13 protein-coding genes are annotated in these 17,335 nt (G+C 57.6%); 7 read left to right on the top strand and 6 right to left on the bottom strand.

The window, feature by feature from the left end; all coding sequences use genetic code 11:
• Window positions 1-162: 162 nt before the first annotated feature.
• From AS89_RS18915 to AS89_RS0103900, 4 genes are all read left to right on the top strand, one after another.
• Complete coding sequence (locus AS89_RS18915) at window positions 163-366, top strand: hypothetical protein (RefSeq protein ID WP_010131046.1); 204 nt, start codon at window positions 163-165, stop codon at window positions 364-366.
• Window positions 367-498: 132 nt separating this feature from the next.
• Window positions 499-2,232: a S9 family peptidase gene (locus tag AS89_RS18005; protein ID WP_010131045.1), complete on the top strand. Its 1,734-nt coding sequence runs from the start codon at window positions 499-501 to the stop codon at window positions 2,230-2,232.
• A gap of 273 nt (window positions 2,233-2,505) precedes the next feature.
• Window positions 2,506-3,411, top strand: a complete 906-nt coding sequence (locus tag AS89_RS0103905) for a peptidyl-prolyl cis-trans isomerase (RefSeq protein ID WP_010131044.1) — start codon at window positions 2,506-2,508, stop codon at window positions 3,409-3,411.
• Complete coding sequence (locus tag AS89_RS0103900) at window positions 3,408-4,421, top strand: HupE/UreJ family protein (RefSeq protein ID WP_010131043.1); 1,014 nt, start codon at window positions 3,408-3,410, stop codon at window positions 4,419-4,421. Before AS89_RS0103905 ends, AS89_RS0103900 begins: the two co-directional genes overlap by 4 nt.
• Window positions 4,422-4,496: 75 nt before the next feature.
• Here AS89_RS0103900 and AS89_RS0103895 read toward each other — a convergent pair whose 3' ends face one another.
• The 6 genes from AS89_RS0103895 to AS89_RS0103870 all read right to left on the bottom strand — a co-directional run bounded on the left by AS89_RS0103895 (window position 4,497) and on the right by AS89_RS0103870 (window position 11,941).
• A complete protein-coding gene (locus AS89_RS0103895; protein WP_010131042.1) occupies window positions 4,497-4,973 on the bottom strand; it encodes an Lrp/AsnC family transcriptional regulator in 477 nt (158 codons plus the stop codon).
• A gap of 111 nt (window positions 4,974-5,084) precedes the next feature.
• On the bottom strand, window positions 5,085-6,254 hold the full coding sequence (locus tag AS89_RS0103890) for a pyridoxal phosphate-dependent aminotransferase (RefSeq protein ID WP_237709624.1): 1,170 nt from the start codon (window positions 6,252-6,254) through the stop codon (window positions 5,085-5,087).
• Window positions 6,255-6,489: 235 nt separating this feature from the next.
• Entirely contained in the window at window positions 6,490-8,646 is a 2,157-nt protein-coding gene (locus AS89_RS0103885; protein WP_010131039.1) for an autotransporter outer membrane beta-barrel domain-containing protein, read from the bottom strand.
• Between the two features lie 127 nt (window positions 8,647-8,773).
• A complete protein-coding gene (locus tag AS89_RS0103880; RefSeq protein ID WP_010131038.1) occupies window positions 8,774-9,289 on the bottom strand; it encodes a DUF2878 domain-containing protein in 516 nt (171 codons plus the stop codon).
• A 92-nt stretch (window positions 9,290-9,381) separates the two neighbouring features.
• The gene (locus tag AS89_RS0103875; RefSeq protein ID WP_010131037.1) at window positions 9,382-10,839 is read right to left on the bottom strand and encodes a cryptochrome/photolyase family protein; all 1,458 of its coding nucleotides are present in this window, start codon (window positions 10,837-10,839) and stop codon (window positions 9,382-9,384) included.
• 37 nt (window positions 10,840-10,876) lie between these two features.
• Window positions 10,877-11,941 carry a YbgA family protein gene (locus tag AS89_RS0103870; protein ID WP_010131036.1) on the bottom strand — a complete coding sequence of 355 codons (1,065 nt, stop codon included), beginning with the start codon at window positions 11,939-11,941 and terminating at the stop codon, window positions 10,877-10,879.
• Window positions 11,942-12,277: 336 nt separating this feature from the next.
• Here AS89_RS0103870 and ydiJ point away from each other — a divergent pair, with 336 nt between their 5' ends.
• The 3 genes from ydiJ (at window position 12,278) to AS89_RS0103850 (ending at window position 17,271) form a co-directional block, all read left to right on the top strand.
• Entirely contained in the window at window positions 12,278-15,349 is a 3,072-nt protein-coding gene (gene ydiJ / locus AS89_RS0103860) for a D-2-hydroxyglutarate dehydrogenase YdiJ (protein WP_010131035.1), read from the top strand.
• A 107-nt stretch (window positions 15,350-15,456) separates the two neighbouring features.
• Window positions 15,457-16,224 (top strand): tetratricopeptide repeat protein, encoded by a 768-nt coding sequence (locus AS89_RS0103855; protein WP_138976362.1) that lies wholly within the window; start codon window positions 15,457-15,459, stop codon window positions 16,222-16,224.
• A gap of 621 nt (window positions 16,225-16,845) precedes the next feature.
• Entirely contained in the window at window positions 16,846-17,271 is a 426-nt protein-coding gene (locus tag AS89_RS0103850) for a 3D domain-containing protein (protein ID WP_010131032.1), read from the top strand.
• Window positions 17,272-17,335: the final 64 nt, after the last annotated feature.

Raw genomic sequence — 17,335 nt, 5'->3', positions numbered from 1 at the left:
CATTCGCCGGCAACACAAGCCTCCGTGTATGACCGATCAGCCAGCAAAATCGAACGAGTAGCCAGCACCGCCTACTGCCTGCCTATGTGAGGCTCTCCGTCCTGGGGTATTCTACGCCGCGTAACTTTTCCGATTCAGCTTTCAGAACTTGGGCCAGACTCCATGAACCGATTAGTACAGTTTATTTCGGCAGCGCTGCTCGCTACCCCAGCGCTCGCCACGGAGGAAACACCGAATTTCTCCTACGAGGACGTTTTCAACCTGGAATATGCCAGCTCGCCACAATTTAGTAACGACGGCGATACCATTTTCTATGTGCGTAACTTTATGGACCAAGTTGCGGATAGGAAGCGCTCCAACCTGTAGCGCATTGGCGCGGACGGCAGCGACCACCGCCCTCTGACCGCAGGAAAATATAGCGACAGTTCGCCCCAGCTCTCTCCGGATGGCAAAGTACTCGCGTTCGTCAGCGACCGCAGCGGATCTGCCCAGATCCACTTGTTATGGCTGGACAATGGTCACTTCCTGCAGCTTTCACACCTGCCGCACTACCCTGCCGGCCTCACCTGGTCTCCGGACGGCTCGATGCTGGCGTTCTCCATGTTTGTGCCAGAGAGCAAGCCGCTGCCGGTGAAGCTGCCCACGCCACCGAAAGGGGCAAAATGGGCTGACAAGCCCGTGTTTATCGACCGTGCAACCTATCGCGCCGATGGCCAGGGCTACCTGAAACAAGGACACTCCCAGATATTTGTACTGCCGCGCGAGGGCGGCACTCCGCGCCAGATTACCAGCGGTGAATTTGATCACTCTGGCACTCTCAGCTGGAGTGAAGACGGTAGCGCAATTTACTTTTCAGCCAATCGAAATCCCAACCATGAACTGGAGCCAGGAAACTCGGAACTCTATGCCGCCAATCTCGCCACAGGTGAGATCCAATCCCTGACGGATCGCTACGGCCCGGACTACGAACCACGGCTTTCCCCGGACGGTAAATATCTCGCCTACCTGGGTTATGATGACCAACACTTGGGATACCACAATGTGGCGCTCAATGTGCTCGATCTCAGCCAGGGAACAACTCGCGTTATCGAAACCGCCGCTGACCGCAGCGTGAACCATTTCAAGTGGCTCAGTGACAGTAAGCGCATTGCCTACAGCTACGATGACTTCGGCAGTACCAAGATTGCGATTACACGTTTAAACGGTAGTGAGAAGCTTGTGGCGAGAGATGCTGGCGGGCTGTCCCTGGGTCGGCCATATGGTGGCGCGCACTTCGATATTTCAGCCGCCGGTGAGGTGGTTTATACCCGCACCGATGGTATACACCCCGCTGAGCTCGCGATTACGTCCGGGCGTCAACCACAGGCCCTGACCAGCCTGAACAGTGACTTGCTGCCGTTCCGGAATATGGCGCAGGTTGAGGAAATCACCTATACGTCGAGTTACGACGGCCGGGAGATTCAGGGCTGGGTAGCCTATCCGCCGAACTTTGATCCAGAGAAAAAATACCCGCTACTACTGGAAATTCACGGTGGTCCCTTTGCGAATTATGGGCCCCGCTTTGCCGCAGAAATTCAATTATTTGCCGCGGCCGGTTACGTCACCCTCTATACCAACCCGCGCGGCTCCACCAGTTATGGCCACGAGTTCGCCAATTTGATTCATCACAATTATCCCAGCCAGGACTACGACGATTTGATTTCTGGAGTCGACGCGCTTGTGGGCCAGGGATACATTGATGAGGACCAACTGTTCGTTACCGGCGGTAGCGGCGGCGGCACTTTGACCGCATGGATAATTAGCAAGACCGACCGTTTCCGCGCAGCGGTGGTGGCGAAGCCAGTAATCAACTGGGAAAGCTTCGTGCTAACCGCCGACTACTCACGCTTTTTCACCAAGTACTGGTTCTCTGGTATGCCCTGGGAAAAGCCGGAAGAGTATCGGCGCCGTTCGCCGTTGACCTATGTGGGCAACGTGGAGACGCCTACATTGCTGTTGACCGGCGAGCAGGATTACCGCACCCCGATATCCGAAACGGAGCAGTTCTACCAGGCACTTAAATTGCGCCAGGTGCCGACAGCCATGGTGCGCATTCCCGGTGCGTCTCATGGGATTGCTGCGCGACCCAGCCAACTGATCGCAAAGGTGGCATCCATTCTGTATTGGTTTGACGAGTACAAGAGTGACGCCGACGAGACAGACAAAGCCGCCGTCGCGACCACCGATCAATAACAGGCCCCACTGATTACGCACGCGGAAACGTGTCACTACATCTTTTCCGCGTGCATTCCACCGCCACTAAAAAATCCCCCGCCGGCGAATTCCTCCGGCCTCGTCAGGTATTTTTCCCTGGCGGACTATTCTCCTCTTCTCTCCGTAAGTTTCCCAACCGCGAATTTCCCAGCCGAATGCGCAAACGTGCACTATCCTCTCCGGAGTGAGAATTTTATCTCAGTCAGTTTTATCTGTTGCCATGCCAAAACATCAATAAGTTGGAGCTCATAGATGAAGCTACATTGGATCAAGGATCCCAGTGTCCAGTTTGCCCTGATCGGGGCACTCCTGTTTGGCGTCAGCAGTATTTTTCAGGGCGGGAGTTTCTCTGCCGACGAGGAAATCGTCATCAGTGAGGCGCGCATTCGCAATATTTCCTCGATTTTCGAACGGGGCTGGCAGCGCCCGCCCAGCGACCGAGAACTACAACGACTGATCGAAGAGTATGTGCGCGAAGAGGTGCTTTATCGTGAAGCGCTGAATATGGGGCTGGACCAGAATGATGCGGTTATCCGTCGGCGCCTGCGCACCAAGATGGAGTTTCTGGCGAAAGATCTCGTGGATGCCATCGAACCGTCCGAGCAGATACTCCAGCAATTCCACCAGGCAAACGTGCAGGACTACACCAACCCAGCCCAATACACGTTTGAGCAGATTTTCCTCGATAGTGATAAACGCGCCGAAGTGGCGGAAGACGCGCGCATGGTACTTACCCGTCTGACCGCCGGCCGCGATCCGCGCGCACTCGGGGATCGCACGCTTCTGGATTTTCAATTCAAGTCCGTGACACCCGATCGTATTGACCGGACTTTCGGCAGCGACTTTTCACTGCAACTTATCGACCTGCCTACCAATGAGTGGATCGGGCCACTGACTTCCGCATATGGCGAGCACCTGGTGCGCATTACGGAAATGGTGCCCGCGGAGCAACCGGCATTTGCCGAGGTTCGCGACCAGGTTTTACGTGACTGGCAAGATCAAGAGCGTAAAGACGTACTGCGCATCCAGTACCAGACCCTGCGGGACAAATACACCATTTCCATCGCCCCGCTGCCATCTGCGAAAGCGTCAGCGACAACACAGCCCCTACCGACCGCTACGGATGTGCCTGCCGCCGAGGAGGTCGCCCGCCAGTGAAAAGCCTGTTTGCCCTGTTCATCCTGCTAATGTCACTCTCGCTGCAGGCACACGAATTGCGCCCAGCGGCGTTGACCCTGCAGGAAGTCGTTCCAAGAGAATTTGACGTGACCTGGCGTGTGCCGGCGCGGGGTGACCTGAGACTGTCACTGGATGTGACTCTTGATCGACAGAGCCAGGCCATCACTCTCCCCACCGCGCTGTTCGCTGGCGGTTATTACGTCGAGCTCTGGCGCGTGCGCCATGAAAACAGGTTCTTGGACACCAGTCTTACAATTGATGGACTCGAGAACACCCTTACGGATACACTGGTACGCATCCAATGGCTGGATGGGCGTGAGCAGGTAGCGCGCCTCCTGCCAGATACCCCACAGATGAGGGTAGAAAACAAAGCGGGCAAAAAGGAGATTGCCAACATGTACTTTGTTTTAGGCGTCGAACATATTTTGCTGGGAATCGATCACCTGCTGTTTGTGTTGGCCTTAATGGTACTGGTCACAGGCACCAAGCAGCTGGTTACCACCATCACGGCCTTTACCCTTGCCCACAGCATTACCCTGGCGGCATCGGTACTCGGCCTGGTATCGGTTTCTCAGGGGCCAGTGGAAGCCGTGATCGCGCTGAGTATTGTGTTTATCGCGGTGGAAATACTGCACAAGCTCGAGGGGCGCAGCACCCTCGCCATTCGCAAGCCCTGGCTGGTGGCATTCGCCTTTGGCCTGCTGCACGGCTTTGGGTTTGCCGGGGCACTCTCCGAAATCGGGGTCCCCGCACACGAGATTCCGCTGTCCCTGGCGGTATTCAACCTGGGCGTGGAGGCGGGCCAACTGGCCTTTATCGTCACCGTCAGCCTGTTGATGCAGGCGCTGAGGAAGCTGCCGCAAGTGCACCAGTGGGAACTGCGCACAGGCCACTCGGCGAGTATCGCCAGTGCGCTGCCGGTGGCTTATCTGGTGGGGGGGATTGCCGCGCTTTGGCTGGTGGACAGGACCCTTGCCCTGGTGGTCTAGCCTGCCGTTTCTTTCGCCGCGCGCGGTATCAACGGGACAGTATTAGCGGGACGGCATCAGTGTGACGGTCAGTTGCTAGTCCTGGAATAGCAAGTCGAGTGGGTAACCACCAAACGGCTTGGTTTTCTCAATCACCAGATGCGACGTCATGCGGGTAATGGCGGCATCCTCGTCTGCCAGCAATTGCTCGGAAACGCGGTTGAAGTCACCTGCGTCCGGGCACACAAAGCGCAGCATATAGTCGAACTCGCCCGACATCTTCACACAGGAAACAATCTGTTCAATTTTGTTGATAGCACGCCGAAAGCTTTCGCTGGTGCGTGCATCCTGGCGCTTGAGCGCGACATTGACATAGAACTCCGCGTGACGGACCTTGTCGAGATTCACCTCGGCCTGGTATTCGCGAATAAATTTTTCACTGGTAAGTTTCTTTACCCGCGCGAGGCAGGCGCTTTCTGACAAACCAATCTGATCCGCCAGGTTCAGATTACTGATCCGCGCATTGGTTTGCAGGACTTCGAGAATTTTCAGGTTGTGGCGATCAATTTTCACGGCAATTGCTATCGACAGGTTTTTATAACAGGGTCAAGTTCGAAACAGCATAGCGGGAAACACGCGACACCGAAACACAAGATCGGCAACTCGGCATGCACCCGCCCGCGACTATCCCGCTTTCAGACAGCCCCCGACCACAAAGCGCTCGATACGATCCAGTGCCCGCGACAGGTCGGCCTCATCTGCCGCCAGCGTCAGGCGCACATGGTTCACGGCGCTCGGGCCAAACGGCTTACCTGGCAACACCGATACGCGCTCAGCATCCAGCAATGCGCTGGCAAATGCCTCCGCATCCTGGGCGACTGCGGAAACATCCACCATCACAAACATCCCCGCTTCCGGGGAATAACAGCGCAGGCCTGGAATCTTGCCAATACGCTCCACGATCAGGTCGCGGCGGCGCTCGTAGGCATCGCGCATTTGCTTCACGAAGTAGGTATCAAATTCCAGGGCAAACGCGGCGGCTTCCTGGATGAACTGGGGGCAGCCGAAGATCGTTGCTCCGGCATATTCGATAAGACGTTCGACCAGTTCACCCTGTGCCACTGCCCAGCCCAGACGCCAGCCACTCATGGCATGAGACTTGGATAAACCGTCAATCACAACCACGTTGTCGAGCTTCTCTGCCGCCGTGCGCAGTGAAGTATGGCGGCGAGCAAAGGTGATCATCGAGTACATTTCATCGGAGATCAGCCACACATTGCGCTCGCGGCAGTAGGCGGCCAGTTCGCGCAACTGTTCCGGCGTCGCCATGGCGCCGGTGGGGTTGACCGGGGTATTGATCATCACCGCACGGGTGTTCTCACCAATAGCCTGCTTGATGGACTCGATCTCAAACGCGAAACCCTTGTCTGCGGGGCAGGACACTTTCTTCACGTCCAGCTGTAACGCGTCGGTAATGGGGACATAGCCGATGTACATAGGCTCGGGAATCACAATCTGCTCGCCGGGATTCAGCAGGCACGACAAGACTCCGAAAATGGCATTGGTGCCGCCGGGGAACACCACCACATCGTCCGGGCTGCACGGGTGATCACTGACCTTGCTTTCAATATCAGCAATCGCGCGACGCAGCACAAGCTCACCGGCAGCGGGGGAATAGTGGGTGCGGCCTACACCGAGGCGGGCGCGGGCGAAATCCAGGATGGGTTCCGGGGTGTCAAAGTTTGGGTCCCCGACACACAGGAAAATTACATCTTCACCTTTGTCTGCCAGCTCGTGGGCGCGGTCGCTCACCTCCCAGACGTCGGCATCGGCGGAGTGGAGGGCCTGGCTCATTTTACTAAAGCGCGGAGCGTACATCTTCGGGTCCATGATTTCGGTTGTTATCGATACTGCTAACTTAACAACCGATGGGGTAATCCATGCCGCTTCCACCTAGGTGATTTCGCAGCAACCCGATTATTTCACCGCCGCCGCCGCAGATTATGCGGCAGCGTAAAAATGACTCCCCGTCCGACCCCAAAGGGTCACAAATGCCCCTCACACTCCCGGGCTGTTACCCCGAAGCCGGTCAGAAGCGATAGTTCAGGCTCAAGCCGCCCACCGCATCATCCGGACGTACGAGCACATCCGCCGCGACACGCAACTTTTGGTTAATGCTGACGCCCACCATGGCGCCCACCCCGCTCTGGAAAATACCGGTATTCTCGCTGCGATACGACGGCAGCCGTGCCCAGTTGTTGAAGATCGAATTGACGCCGATACCCAGGTCCGCGTAGTCATCACCCGTGGTGTGTTCGAGCCAGAACTCACCAAACCACTGGTGCTCCCCGACATCATCACCGTTATAGAAAAAGCCCAGCTTCGAGCGCAGGTATTCCCGATCCTGCCCGTGTACCCACAGCCCAAGGGGATCGAGGGGTTGCCCCCAGGCACCGGCATAGGTCAGCCGGTCGGTAGTGCGCTCGCGAAAGCCATTGACGTCCACCTCGGTCCATTCAAAAGACACAAACGGACCCAAATGGCCACAGGCCTGCAGCGCAGTGTCATAACCGGCGCGCAGGAACACACTATAGCCCTCGCCATCGGTATCACCATCGAGGCGATGACGGAATCTATTGCCGAGCCGAACGGTGCGCTGCACATCGTCATAGTCGATGTCCGAGAAGGTCACACCGCCATCCAGGAAAAACAGTTCGTTATCCCAGCGTGCAAAGGCACTCAGGTTAAAGCTGCGCGCCTTGAAAAACAGATCGCTCGGCTCGTATTCGCTGCCCCCATAGGACATGCTAAGCCCCCACTCCAGGTGATCGAAGCCGGCAAAGCTCATCCCCAGAAAGCCATCCCAGGCCGGGTACTCGTCGTTCACCGCAGGCGCTACCCCAAGCTCTGAGTGGCCGACACTGGCACCAAAAAATACCGTGGTGGTTGGATCGCGATAGCGCTGGGATATCAGGTGATGATCGATATTAATGCGGTGCTGGCGCATGTTTTCATAGCCAAGATCCGGCAGCACACCGAAGTGGATCGCCGCGGTTAGCGTTTGATAGTAGTAGTCCGCGAGTAATCTCTGTGCCGCCAGGGTGGGATGAATGCCGTCATTGAAAATCAGCAAGTCCGCATTGGGATTGGTGCCGTTCGCACCATAAATGGGGCTCGGAGTTGCACAGTTTTCGAAGCAGAATGCGCTCTGATTAATGTTGGCGAAGCCAAACGCCGTCGGGTCTGCGATGGCAAGTTCGAGCAACCCTTCCATATCCAGCAACAAGATATTGCCGATCTCGTTTACTTGGCGCCGCAGGCGGTCGTTGAATATTTCAGTGCCGAGATTGGCATAGTCGATCGCCGCCTGCCCCTGCACATTGATCGCCGGGGTATTCCCGATACGCGGGGTATTGGTCATAACGATGTACTTGGCACCGTACGCCTTGAGCACACCGCCAGCGGTCGAGAGGAACGTCGCCGCGCGCGTCATGGAGTCGAAATTAATGGTGCCGGTGCTCACACCGCTCAAAATATTATTGCCACCGCCATTCAGGAAATACAGATCATTGGGGGAGACCGTATTTTGCGGCAGATAACCCTGGCCGGTGGCGAAGGGCACGCCGGTCAGGGTGATATTGTTGTTGGGATCATCCACCAGCGCCTGCAGGGCAGCCGGGTCATTAAATGCGGCGACGGCCGCCGCAACTTCCGCAGGGCTCAGGTAGGGGCTCTCCCCCTGTGCCGGGTTGCAGATACCATCGGCCCCGCAACGGCTCGAGTCCGGCAAGATTGTGGTCAGCGTATTGTGATCGGCGACCGTGGTGTCGGGAAACAGCACGCGGAATTGCTGCGGCCCAACAAGATCCAACAATACATCCGCGGTGCGGTTGCCACCCACAGCCCAGTTGGGGCCATTGGCCAACACCGAATCCACAATTTGCTGCAGCTGCTGATCGATGGTGCCGGGAGCCGGCGCACAGGGAATAAAGCCACCAAATGCGGGACCCAGGCCGAAGCAGGAATTTTCCTTGGGCACACCGAGCATATCGGCAAGGAAGGATACCGCAGGCTGGCGGGGATAGATTCCCTGAGGGTCTGCGGAGGTAAATACACCGGCATTGCCGTTGTCCGACAGGCTATCGCCAAATACGATCAGAGAGCCATATATCGCCTCTTCCGCCTGAGCGTCTGCCGTATGCCCGCCCATACCCAGCACCAGTACCACGGCAAGCGAGGCTGCCATGCTCGCCCTGCCAACTCTGCCTGCAGCCAATTCCCGTGTATCTCGCCGCACTGGGTTCTCCTTACCTCTGCGAAATTTCGTGGCAAGTATAGGTTAATCGCGAGAAAGGAATTTCTTGTTGAGATGATCAGCCGACACGGTTTTCTACAGCATCGATCTGGTTGACCCGAGGTGCCAGCACCCCACTGATCAGTGCGGCCAGCAGGCTCCACACCAGGGCAATACCGATCAGGCACTGCCACAACGGCCGCCCCCAGCTCGCCGAACCAAAGTAGACACTATTCAGGTAAAACACCGGTGCGATGAACAGGCCCGCTAGCGCCGCATACAAAGGCTTGTGGATAAGCCAGGCAAGGGAATAGCGCACGGTAGTCGCCAGCATGGCCCAGATACAGATAGCCCAGGCCGGTGGCAGGGAGGATTGATATTCGTGGATGCCAACCAGCATAAACGCCCACTCGACAGCAAAGCCACAAAAAATAAATCCCAGGACCAGAAAAATATCCCGAATATCACGCCACATAAAAAAGTGCAGCATCAGCACCACAAACAGTGCGATGAGTGCCATGGCATTGCCGCCGAGCAAGGCCAGCCACCACCCGGCAACAAACAGCACAAAATTGGCCATTTTTTTAACGTGCATTTGGCAACGCATCCATCAGAAGAATCTGTATCGCGGGCGCAAACTATCTGGCGACAATCGCGCAGAGATATAAGGAATAAAACAGAGGATTCCTATTTCTTCAAGTTGGCAAACGCTTCAATTGCAATTTTTCGCGATTCAGTCACATCGCACATTGGTGGTGGATAACTGTGCTCGGAGAACAAATCCTGCGGCGGGCAATGTATATCCCGCTCTGCCACCTCGGCTAATTCGGGAATATAGCTGCGGATAAATTCTCCATCAGGGTCAAAGCGTTTCGACTGGCTATAGGGATTGAATACGCGAAAATAAGGTGCTGCATCGGTACCGGTAGACGCGGCCCACTGCCAGCCGCCATTATTGGCCGCAAAATCCGCATCGACTAATTGACGCATAAAGTACTGCTCACCCTTGCGCCAGTCTGTCAGCAGGTTTTTGGTCAGGAACGACGCGACCACCATGCGTAGCCGATTGTGCATCCAGCCAGTCTGGTTCAATTGCCGCATCGCTGCGTCGACAATCGGTACGCCAGTTTGCCCTTCACACCACCGTGCAAAATCCTCCTCACGGTCGGACCAGGGTACGGCTTCTGTCTCGGGCTTGAACGGCTTGTTGCGACACACGCGGGGGAAGTTCACCACCAGGTGCTGATAGAACTCACGCCAGAGCAACTCGCTGATCCAGGTGGTTGCCCCCTTACTCGGCCCATCCAAGCGGCCATCGTTGTGTTCCGCCGCAAGCTGTACACACTGTCGGATCGAAACCGTGCCACAGTTTAAATAGGGCGACAGGCGCGATGTATTTTCTCGCGCGGGAAAATCCCGCCATTCGTCGTACTCATCGATTACCTCGGCAAATTTTTTCAGGGTGCGCGCTCCCGCCGCCTCCCCCACCGGCCACTTCAGCACGCGCTCTTCACCGCCGTCAGCCACTCCATAACCGCCCACGGTATCTGGAATACTGCGTACCAGATTGTGTTCGCCATCCAGTGCGATCCACTCCGGCCACTGCTCCAGGTGGTCCGCGGGCAATGCGCGCGGTGTCGGCAAACAGCCGAAAGCCTCAGCGCTGTTACTGTGGGTAGAAATAAAGGCACGCTTGAAGGGGGTGAAGACCTTGAAGCCGTCCCCACTACCGGTGGTGAGGCTACCCGGGGGGATCAAGGTGCGGTCGGTGAAGTACTCGACGGCGACATCGAGCTTGCCCAATGTATCTTTCACCGTTTGATCGCGCGCCAGCTCATTTACGGGATATTCAGCATTGGCAAACAGTGCGTCTAGCTGTAGCTTTTGCGCAATTTGCGCGAGTGCGCTATCGACGTCACCAAACGCCGGTACCTCAAGAAAATACAGTGGGATGTTCTTCTTGTGCAACGTCGCCTGTAGCTTGCGTAAAGAGCGCAGCCGCATGGCGACCACGTTGTCACCGTCCCCATGGCTGGCCCAGGTGCTCGGGCAGGCAATATAGAGTACGGCGAGCGCATCACAGCTTTTTGTGGCACGGTACAGCGCGGTGTTGTCGGATGCGCGCAGATCGTTGCGCAACCACATCAAGCCTCTTTGGAAGTTCTTCACGGGCATGCTTTGTTTAGTTGAAATCACATAGACCAAGCTCTGCGGGTTCCGCCGCCAAGAGCACCTGGCTATGAATAAAACTGTGGGGGCTGCGCGGTAGGTAATGGCGGAGCAGGGTCAGTACCGCGGACAGCGGTTTGTGCCCCACCCGGTAGTCTTCGATCAGATCTTTCAGCTCGGCTTTCTCGCGCTTATCGAGGAACTCGCTTAAGTGGCCGGCGCTATGCATCAACGCATTGGTCTTGTCTTTGCGCGAGGCCGGGCGGGAGAGGATATCCATAATCCGCCCGCGCACCTCAAATGCGAGCTCCGCTTCGCTCATGGACTTGGCGTCAGCAAGCACCTTACCCAGCGCGCGGGTCTTATCCTGGTGATGCGCCATCAACAGGTATTTGTAGGCGGTGTAAAACTCGATCACGCGTGCGAGGAAGGACAGCGGCCTGCCGGAGATACCGGGGCGCTTGTCAGCGGGAATCTTGTCAGCAGGGTGCTCCTCTCCGGCCGGGGCCGTATCCTCTTCCGCCCCATCACTTTCCACGTAACGGAACCAGGCGTCATAAGCAAATACCCGGGTGAGAAAGTTCTCGCGCAGCTCGTTGTTGTTCAGGCGGCCCACTTCCTCCATGGGCAAATGCGGAAACTGCTGCTGCAGGCGACGGGCAAAGACACCGACGCCCTCACTATCGATCCCGTGCCCATTGGCCAGATACCGGCGCACGCCGCGCAGGCCACAGCTGGGCGAGTTCTGCATAAAGATATAGCCGCGCACCTTCTGCAGCTCCGGGACTACCGAATCGGCGTAGTCGCGCAGGGGGGCCGTGACATCCACGCTGGCATCATCCACACCGATCACGCGCACTGCGTCTACCGGGGCTCCGTCTTTTTCTACCAGCAGGTGAATGGGCTTGCGCGGCACCCCCATGCCAATGGCCACCTCCGGGCACAAAGGCACATAGTCAAAGCACTGCCCGAGTAACTGGGTACAGACCTTGCTGTGCTTGTGACCACCGTTGAAGCGCACGGCATCGCCCATCGCGCACTGGCTGATGCCCACCGGAATTTTTCGCGAGAAATTCATGCTTGGCTGTGCCTCCCAAACTGCGGGCGCATTCGCCCCCCGAGCCATATAGCAGTATACGACCAGCTACTCTGTTCAGATTAAGGTACACACCGGTGGGCACGGCCGCAAAGGATTCAGGCCCTACTGACCGGCAATTCATCAGTCGTCGGTTCCGTCGCGCAATTTCTTCATCGATTTGCTGTATTTCGGGCGATTTTGCGCAAAACGATCCGGGCTACCCCGGCAAACAGCCGGTAATTGTTGCGCAGGCCGCCACCGCCGCTAAAATGCCAGTCCTTCATTAGTTGTACCGTGTGTACAGACAATCTGTCTTACCAGACCCCGGGGCCCGGAATGATTCCAGCACTGCGCGAAATTAACGAAGTACAGGCGCTCTACCTGCAATTTCTCGAGGTGCTCAAGCGCCGCGGCTTCCATGGCGATGCCAGCCCCAGCTATGCCAGCCGCACGGTGCTCGCCACCGACAACTCCATTTACCAGGTTCTGCCGCAGGCGGTGGTGTACCCGCGGGACACTCACGACCTGCAGCTGCTGATGGAACTGGCCGAGCGCGAGGAATTCCATAAGGTGGTGCTGTCCCCGCGCGGTGGCGGTACCGGCACCAATGGCCAGTCGCTGACCGACGGCATCGTGGTGGATATCTCCCGGCATATGAACCGGATCCTCGAGATCAACGTCGAGGAAGCCTGGGTACGGGTGCAGACCGGTGTGGTCAAAGACCAGCTCAATGCCGCACTCAAACCCCACGGGCTGTTCTTCGCCCCGGAGCTGTCTACCAGTAACCGCGCCACCATCGGCGGCATGATCAATACCGATGCCTCCGGTCAGGGCTCGTGCCTGTATGGCAAGACCCGCGATCACGTGCTGGAACTGAAGACCGTACTGATGGGCGGCGAGCTGTGGCACTCCCACGCCATCGACGATGACGCCCTCGATGACATTACCGGCCAGGACGGTCGCGCCGCCAGTGTCCACGCACTGGTGGACGGCATCGAGCGCGACAAGCGCGACCTGATCGCGGCCAAGTTCCCCAAGCTCAACCGCTGCCTCACCGGCTATGACCTGGCGCATATCCGCGACCGGGAGAAAGATGGCCGCTTCAACCTGAACAATATCCTGTGCGGCTCCGAAGGCACCCTCGGCTTTATCGCCGAGGCCAAGCTGAACCTGCTCAAGATCCCCAAGTGCGCCGCACTGGTGAACGTCAATTACGATCACTTCCAGGACGCACTCAAAGACGCCACCGACCTGATGAAGGCCGGCCCCACCTCCATTGAGACTGTGGACAGCAAGGTGCTGCAACTGGCGATGGACGACATCGTGTGGGAGAGCGTGAGCGAATTTTTCCCCCAGGATGAACGGCCGGTAAAAGGCGTCAATCTGGTGGAGTACACCACCGATTCTGAAGCAGAACTGGATGCGGCACTGGCCAGATTCACCGCCCATGTGGACAGCGTCATCGGCCAGCCGGGCAAGAGTTTCGGCTACACCATTGCCCGCGGCCACGCTCAGGTGAACAAGATCTGGGGCATGCGCAAACGCGCGGTGGGCCTGCTGGGTAATGCCAAGGGTGAACAGCGCCCGATTGCGTTCGTGGAAGACTGCGCGGTGCCACCGGAGAATCTCGCGGACTTTATTGCCGAATTCCGCGCGGCGCTGGACGATGCCGGTTTTGCCTACGGCATGTTCGGGCACGTGGATGCCGGCGTTCTGCATGTGCGCCCGGCGATCGATATGAAGGATCCGGAACAGGCCAAACAGGTACGCATCATCACGGAAAAAGTGGTGGACCTGGCCAAGAAATACAACGGCCTGCTGTGGGGCGAACACGGCAAGGGCGTGCGCTCGGAGTTTGCCCCGGAGTTCTTCGGTGAACTGTATCCGGAACTGCAAAAGGTGAAAGCGGCATTCGACCCGCGCAATCAGCTGAACCCCGGGAAAATCGCCACCCCCAATGCCGCCTCCGGCCTGCTCAAAATCGATGAAGTCCCCACTCGCGGTGAGAATGACCGGCAGATTCCGGTACAGGTTTGGGAAGGGTATTCCGAAGGCGTTTATTGCAACGGTAACGGCGCCTGCTTTAACTGGAACCCGGACGATGCCATGTGCCCCTCCTACAAGGGCACTCGCAACCGCATCCATTCCCCCAAAGGCCGCTCGTCACTGATCCGCGAATGGCTGCGCCTGCTGTCCGCGCAATCGATTGACCCGGAAACCGAAGCGCGCAAAAGCCGCGAGAAGTCTTTCCTGCTGGGCCTGCCTGGGCGCTTCAAGAACAGCCTGGCCAAGGCCCGTGGAGAATACGACTTCAGCCACGAGGTGAACGAATCCATGCAGGCGTGCCTGGCGTGTAAGTCCTGTGCCGGCCAGTGCCCGATCAAGGTGGACGTACCCACCTTCCGTGCCAAGTTCCTCGAGCTGTATTACGGCCGCTACCTGCGCCCGGTGAAAGATTACTTCGTCGGCGGCCTCGAATTTATGATGCCGCACCTGGCGCGCGTGCCGCAGCTGTACAACTGGCCACTGAAACTCAAGCCCATCCGCTGGGTCATGGAACGGGGACTGGGCCTGGCGGACTCCCCATCCATCTCCGCCACCCGCCTGGACAAGGCGATGCGCGAGCTGGGAGTGCCCTACGCCAGCCGCGCTAGCCTGAGCGCCATGGGCCCTGCCCAGCGCGCCAAGGCCGTGGTGATCGTCCAGGATGCCTTCACCAGCTATTTTGACGCGGATGTGGTTGCCGACACCCTGCGCCTGCTCAAGCTGCTGGACTTCAACCCACTGGTGGCGCCGTTTCGCGCCAACGGTAAGCCACTGCATGTGCACGGTTTCCTGCGCCAGTTCGCCAATACCGCAGCCAGCAACAGCGCCATGCTCAACAGCCTGGCGGCAAGCGGCGTGCCACTGGTGGGCATAGACCCATCCATGACCATGACCTACCGCGCGGAATACCAGAAACTGCTGGGCGACAAAGCGCCCAAGGTACAGCTGCTGCAGGAGTGGTTGTCTGAGCACACCGAGCACCTGGCCACCAACAGGAACCGCCTGCAATCCGGCAGCTTTACCCTGCTGCCACACTGCACCGAGCAATCCAACGCCGCCGGCTCCACCCGTCAGTGGCAGCAGGTCTTCAGTGCGCTGGGTATGCAGCTCAACACCCAGGCTGCGGGCTGCTGCGGCATGGCCGGTACCTATGGGCACGAGATGGCGAATCGCGAGACCTCGCGCACGATTTTCCAGCAGTCCTGGGCGCCCAAGCTGAGCGGCGATACCAGTGCGATCCTCGCCACCGGTTACTCCTGCCGCTGCCAGAGCAAGCGTTTCGCTGACACCGAATTGCGCCACCCGTTGCAAGCTTTACTGGCACAAATCGAAGATTCAGGGTTTACTGTCAGTAATCACTAACTAATCCAGTGGCCGGCGCCGCTGGCGCACTTTGATACTGGACAGCGTTGCCCCTTGATACCGGGCAGCGGTGCCCGGGCGCGATGCAGCGGTGGAGATGAATGGCAATGGCGAATCTAACAACACGGCCCAGCCGGGCGCTGCGCACGCTTTTCCGCTCAGCGCTTTTCAGCTCAGTCATTTTCAGCTCAGTACTTTTCAGCACAACGCTGCTCGGCCTGCCGCTGGTAGCTGCCGCTGCGCAGGCGGACAGCACCAACCAGCCCAAGGTGTCGCAGCTGATCACCGCGGCCGAGGAGTACGCGCTCTCCGGCAACTACGATGAGGCACTGCCGCTGTATGAAATGGCTATTGCCAACTTGAGCGAGGAACCCCATCGTCAGAACCAGCTGCGCTACCGCTACGGCATCATCCTGAATGCACTCGGCGGCCAGCGACCGGATCTCTACCCGCTGGCCCGCAGCCAATTCGACGTGGTACTGCGCTATATCGAGTCCTCCCCGGGCATCCCCTTCGAGCACTCTGCTGCGCGGGTGCGCTCAGCCATCGCCCACACCTACCACCAGCACTCCGCGGTGCAGGAGAACCCGAACCGTCGTGCGGTCATGCTGCGCAACGCCTATCAACTGTATGCCAGCGCCATCACAGACCTCCGCGCCGAGGGCGACTGGCAGAATCTGGCCATCACCGCCTTCAATATCGGCCAGGTGTGCGAGTGGCAGGGTAATCTGGAAGAGGCCATTGAATGGCTGGAGCAGGCGGTAGCACTGGACCGTCAGTACGGTTTAGCCGACCTCGAAGAGGATCAGGCTTACCTGACTGCACTGCGTGAGCTGGTCAACCCTCAGCAGCCGGTGGGTAACACCGCCATCTAAGCCAACAATCGCGTGCCTGTGACCGGTCACACCGCCCGATTCCGGGACAAATTCCCCCTGGCAGCACACGCCAAAGTGACGGCAAGCAACGCCGGGGCAACTGATTTACATCATGTCGACCGGCAAAAACCCCGATAACGCGTGCACCACAGCCCGCTTGCGACGGCAAAAACCCGCCCGGGAACGCTAATTGGGCCTAATGGACAATCAGTCACAGATAAATTAAATAAAAATCTTATTCCAGCGGACACCAAGTCCACACGCCCAAATCGTACATTTTTCCACCAAATGCAGAAGACATCGCTGTCACACGATACTTGAGGATGGAGGCCCGCATACGACTCAAATGTGAAAACCCGTCCCACTCTGGCCCCAAAAACCCTCTCGAGAAGTCTTAATCGGCACAAAAAATCGCAGTTCTGCGCAACAAAATTCCAGTTTTCTGCCGGAAATATGCGTCTTCCCATCGACCAAAAAGTTCGTTAGCGCCGCTTGCGCAAAATCTGGAAGCCTCTAATATTGCCCAACCTGATCAAAACTTGATCAGTTATGACGAAATCAACTTGGAGCCGCACAAACATCTTTTGTTTGTGATTACCGAGCTTCCGGAGGTAGATACATATGCGACAGAGTCTTAAACAATTTGCCATCGTGCTTGCCGCTTCCTTTGCAGCTCTGGGCGGTGGAGAGGCCTTTGCCGCCATTAAGGAATCCCCCGAGAAGAAAAAGAAGTCCATGACCGTCACCGCGACCGCCTACAACTCTGTTGAGGGCCAGACCGATGACGACCCCTGGACAGCGGCCTGGAACAACCGCCTGCGCCCGGGTGACAAGATTATTGCGGTGTCCCGTGACCTGGAAAAGCACGGACTGACCAATGGCGCCAAGGTGAAAATTGAAGGCCTGCCCGGTACCTATACCGTGCGCGACCGCATGAACAAGCGCTACACCAACCGTATTGATGTGTGGATGGAAGAGGACATCAAGAAAGCGCGTAAGTGGGGCAAGAAAAAGCTCAAGATCATCTGGGATCACAAGAAAAAATAAGTGAACCAGAAGACAGGGCCTTGCCAACGCCTAATGATCGATAAAAAAAGCCCCCGCCAGTGCG

Origin of the sequence: Microbulbifer agarilyticus S89, assembly GCF_000220505.1 — a bacterium.
Lineage (GTDB): Bacteria > Pseudomonadota > Gammaproteobacteria > Pseudomonadales > Cellvibrionaceae > Microbulbifer > Microbulbifer agarilyticus_B.
This window is presented reverse-complemented; position numbering and strand designations above follow the sequence as displayed.

Coding starts and splice junctions, on each gene's coding strand:
- AS89_RS0103855 (WP_138976362.1), top strand. CDS start 15,457: ATGGCGAATCTAACAACACGGCCCAGCCGGGCGCTGCGCACGCTTTTC.
- AS89_RS0103850 (WP_010131032.1), top strand. CDS start 16,846: ATGCGACAGAGTCTTAAACAATTTGCCATCGTGCTTGCCGCTTCCTTT.
- AS89_RS18915 (WP_010131046.1), top strand. CDS start 163: ATGAACCGATTAGTACAGTTTATTTCGGCAGCGCTGCTCGCTACCCCA.
- AS89_RS0103885 (WP_010131039.1), bottom strand. CDS start 8,646: ATGGCAGCCTCGCTTGCCGTGGTACTGGTGCTGGGTATGGGCGGGCAT.
- AS89_RS0103875 (WP_010131037.1), bottom strand. CDS start 10,839: ATGTGGTTGCGCAACGATCTGCGCGCATCCGACAACACCGCGCTGTAC.
- AS89_RS0103870 (WP_010131036.1), bottom strand. CDS start 11,941: ATGAATTTCTCGCGAAAAATTCCGGTGGGCATCAGCCAGTGCGCGATG.
- AS89_RS0103905 (WP_010131044.1), top strand. CDS start 2,506: ATGAAGCTACATTGGATCAAGGATCCCAGTGTCCAGTTTGCCCTGATC.
- AS89_RS0103890 (WP_237709624.1), bottom strand. CDS start 6,254: ATGAGCCAGGCCCTCCACTCCGCCGATGCCGACGTCTGGGAGGTGAGC.
- AS89_RS0103880 (WP_010131038.1), bottom strand. CDS start 9,289: ATGCACGTTAAAAAAATGGCCAATTTTGTGCTGTTTGTTGCCGGGTGG.
- ydiJ (WP_010131035.1), top strand. CDS start 12,278: ATGATTCCAGCACTGCGCGAAATTAACGAAGTACAGGCGCTCTACCTG.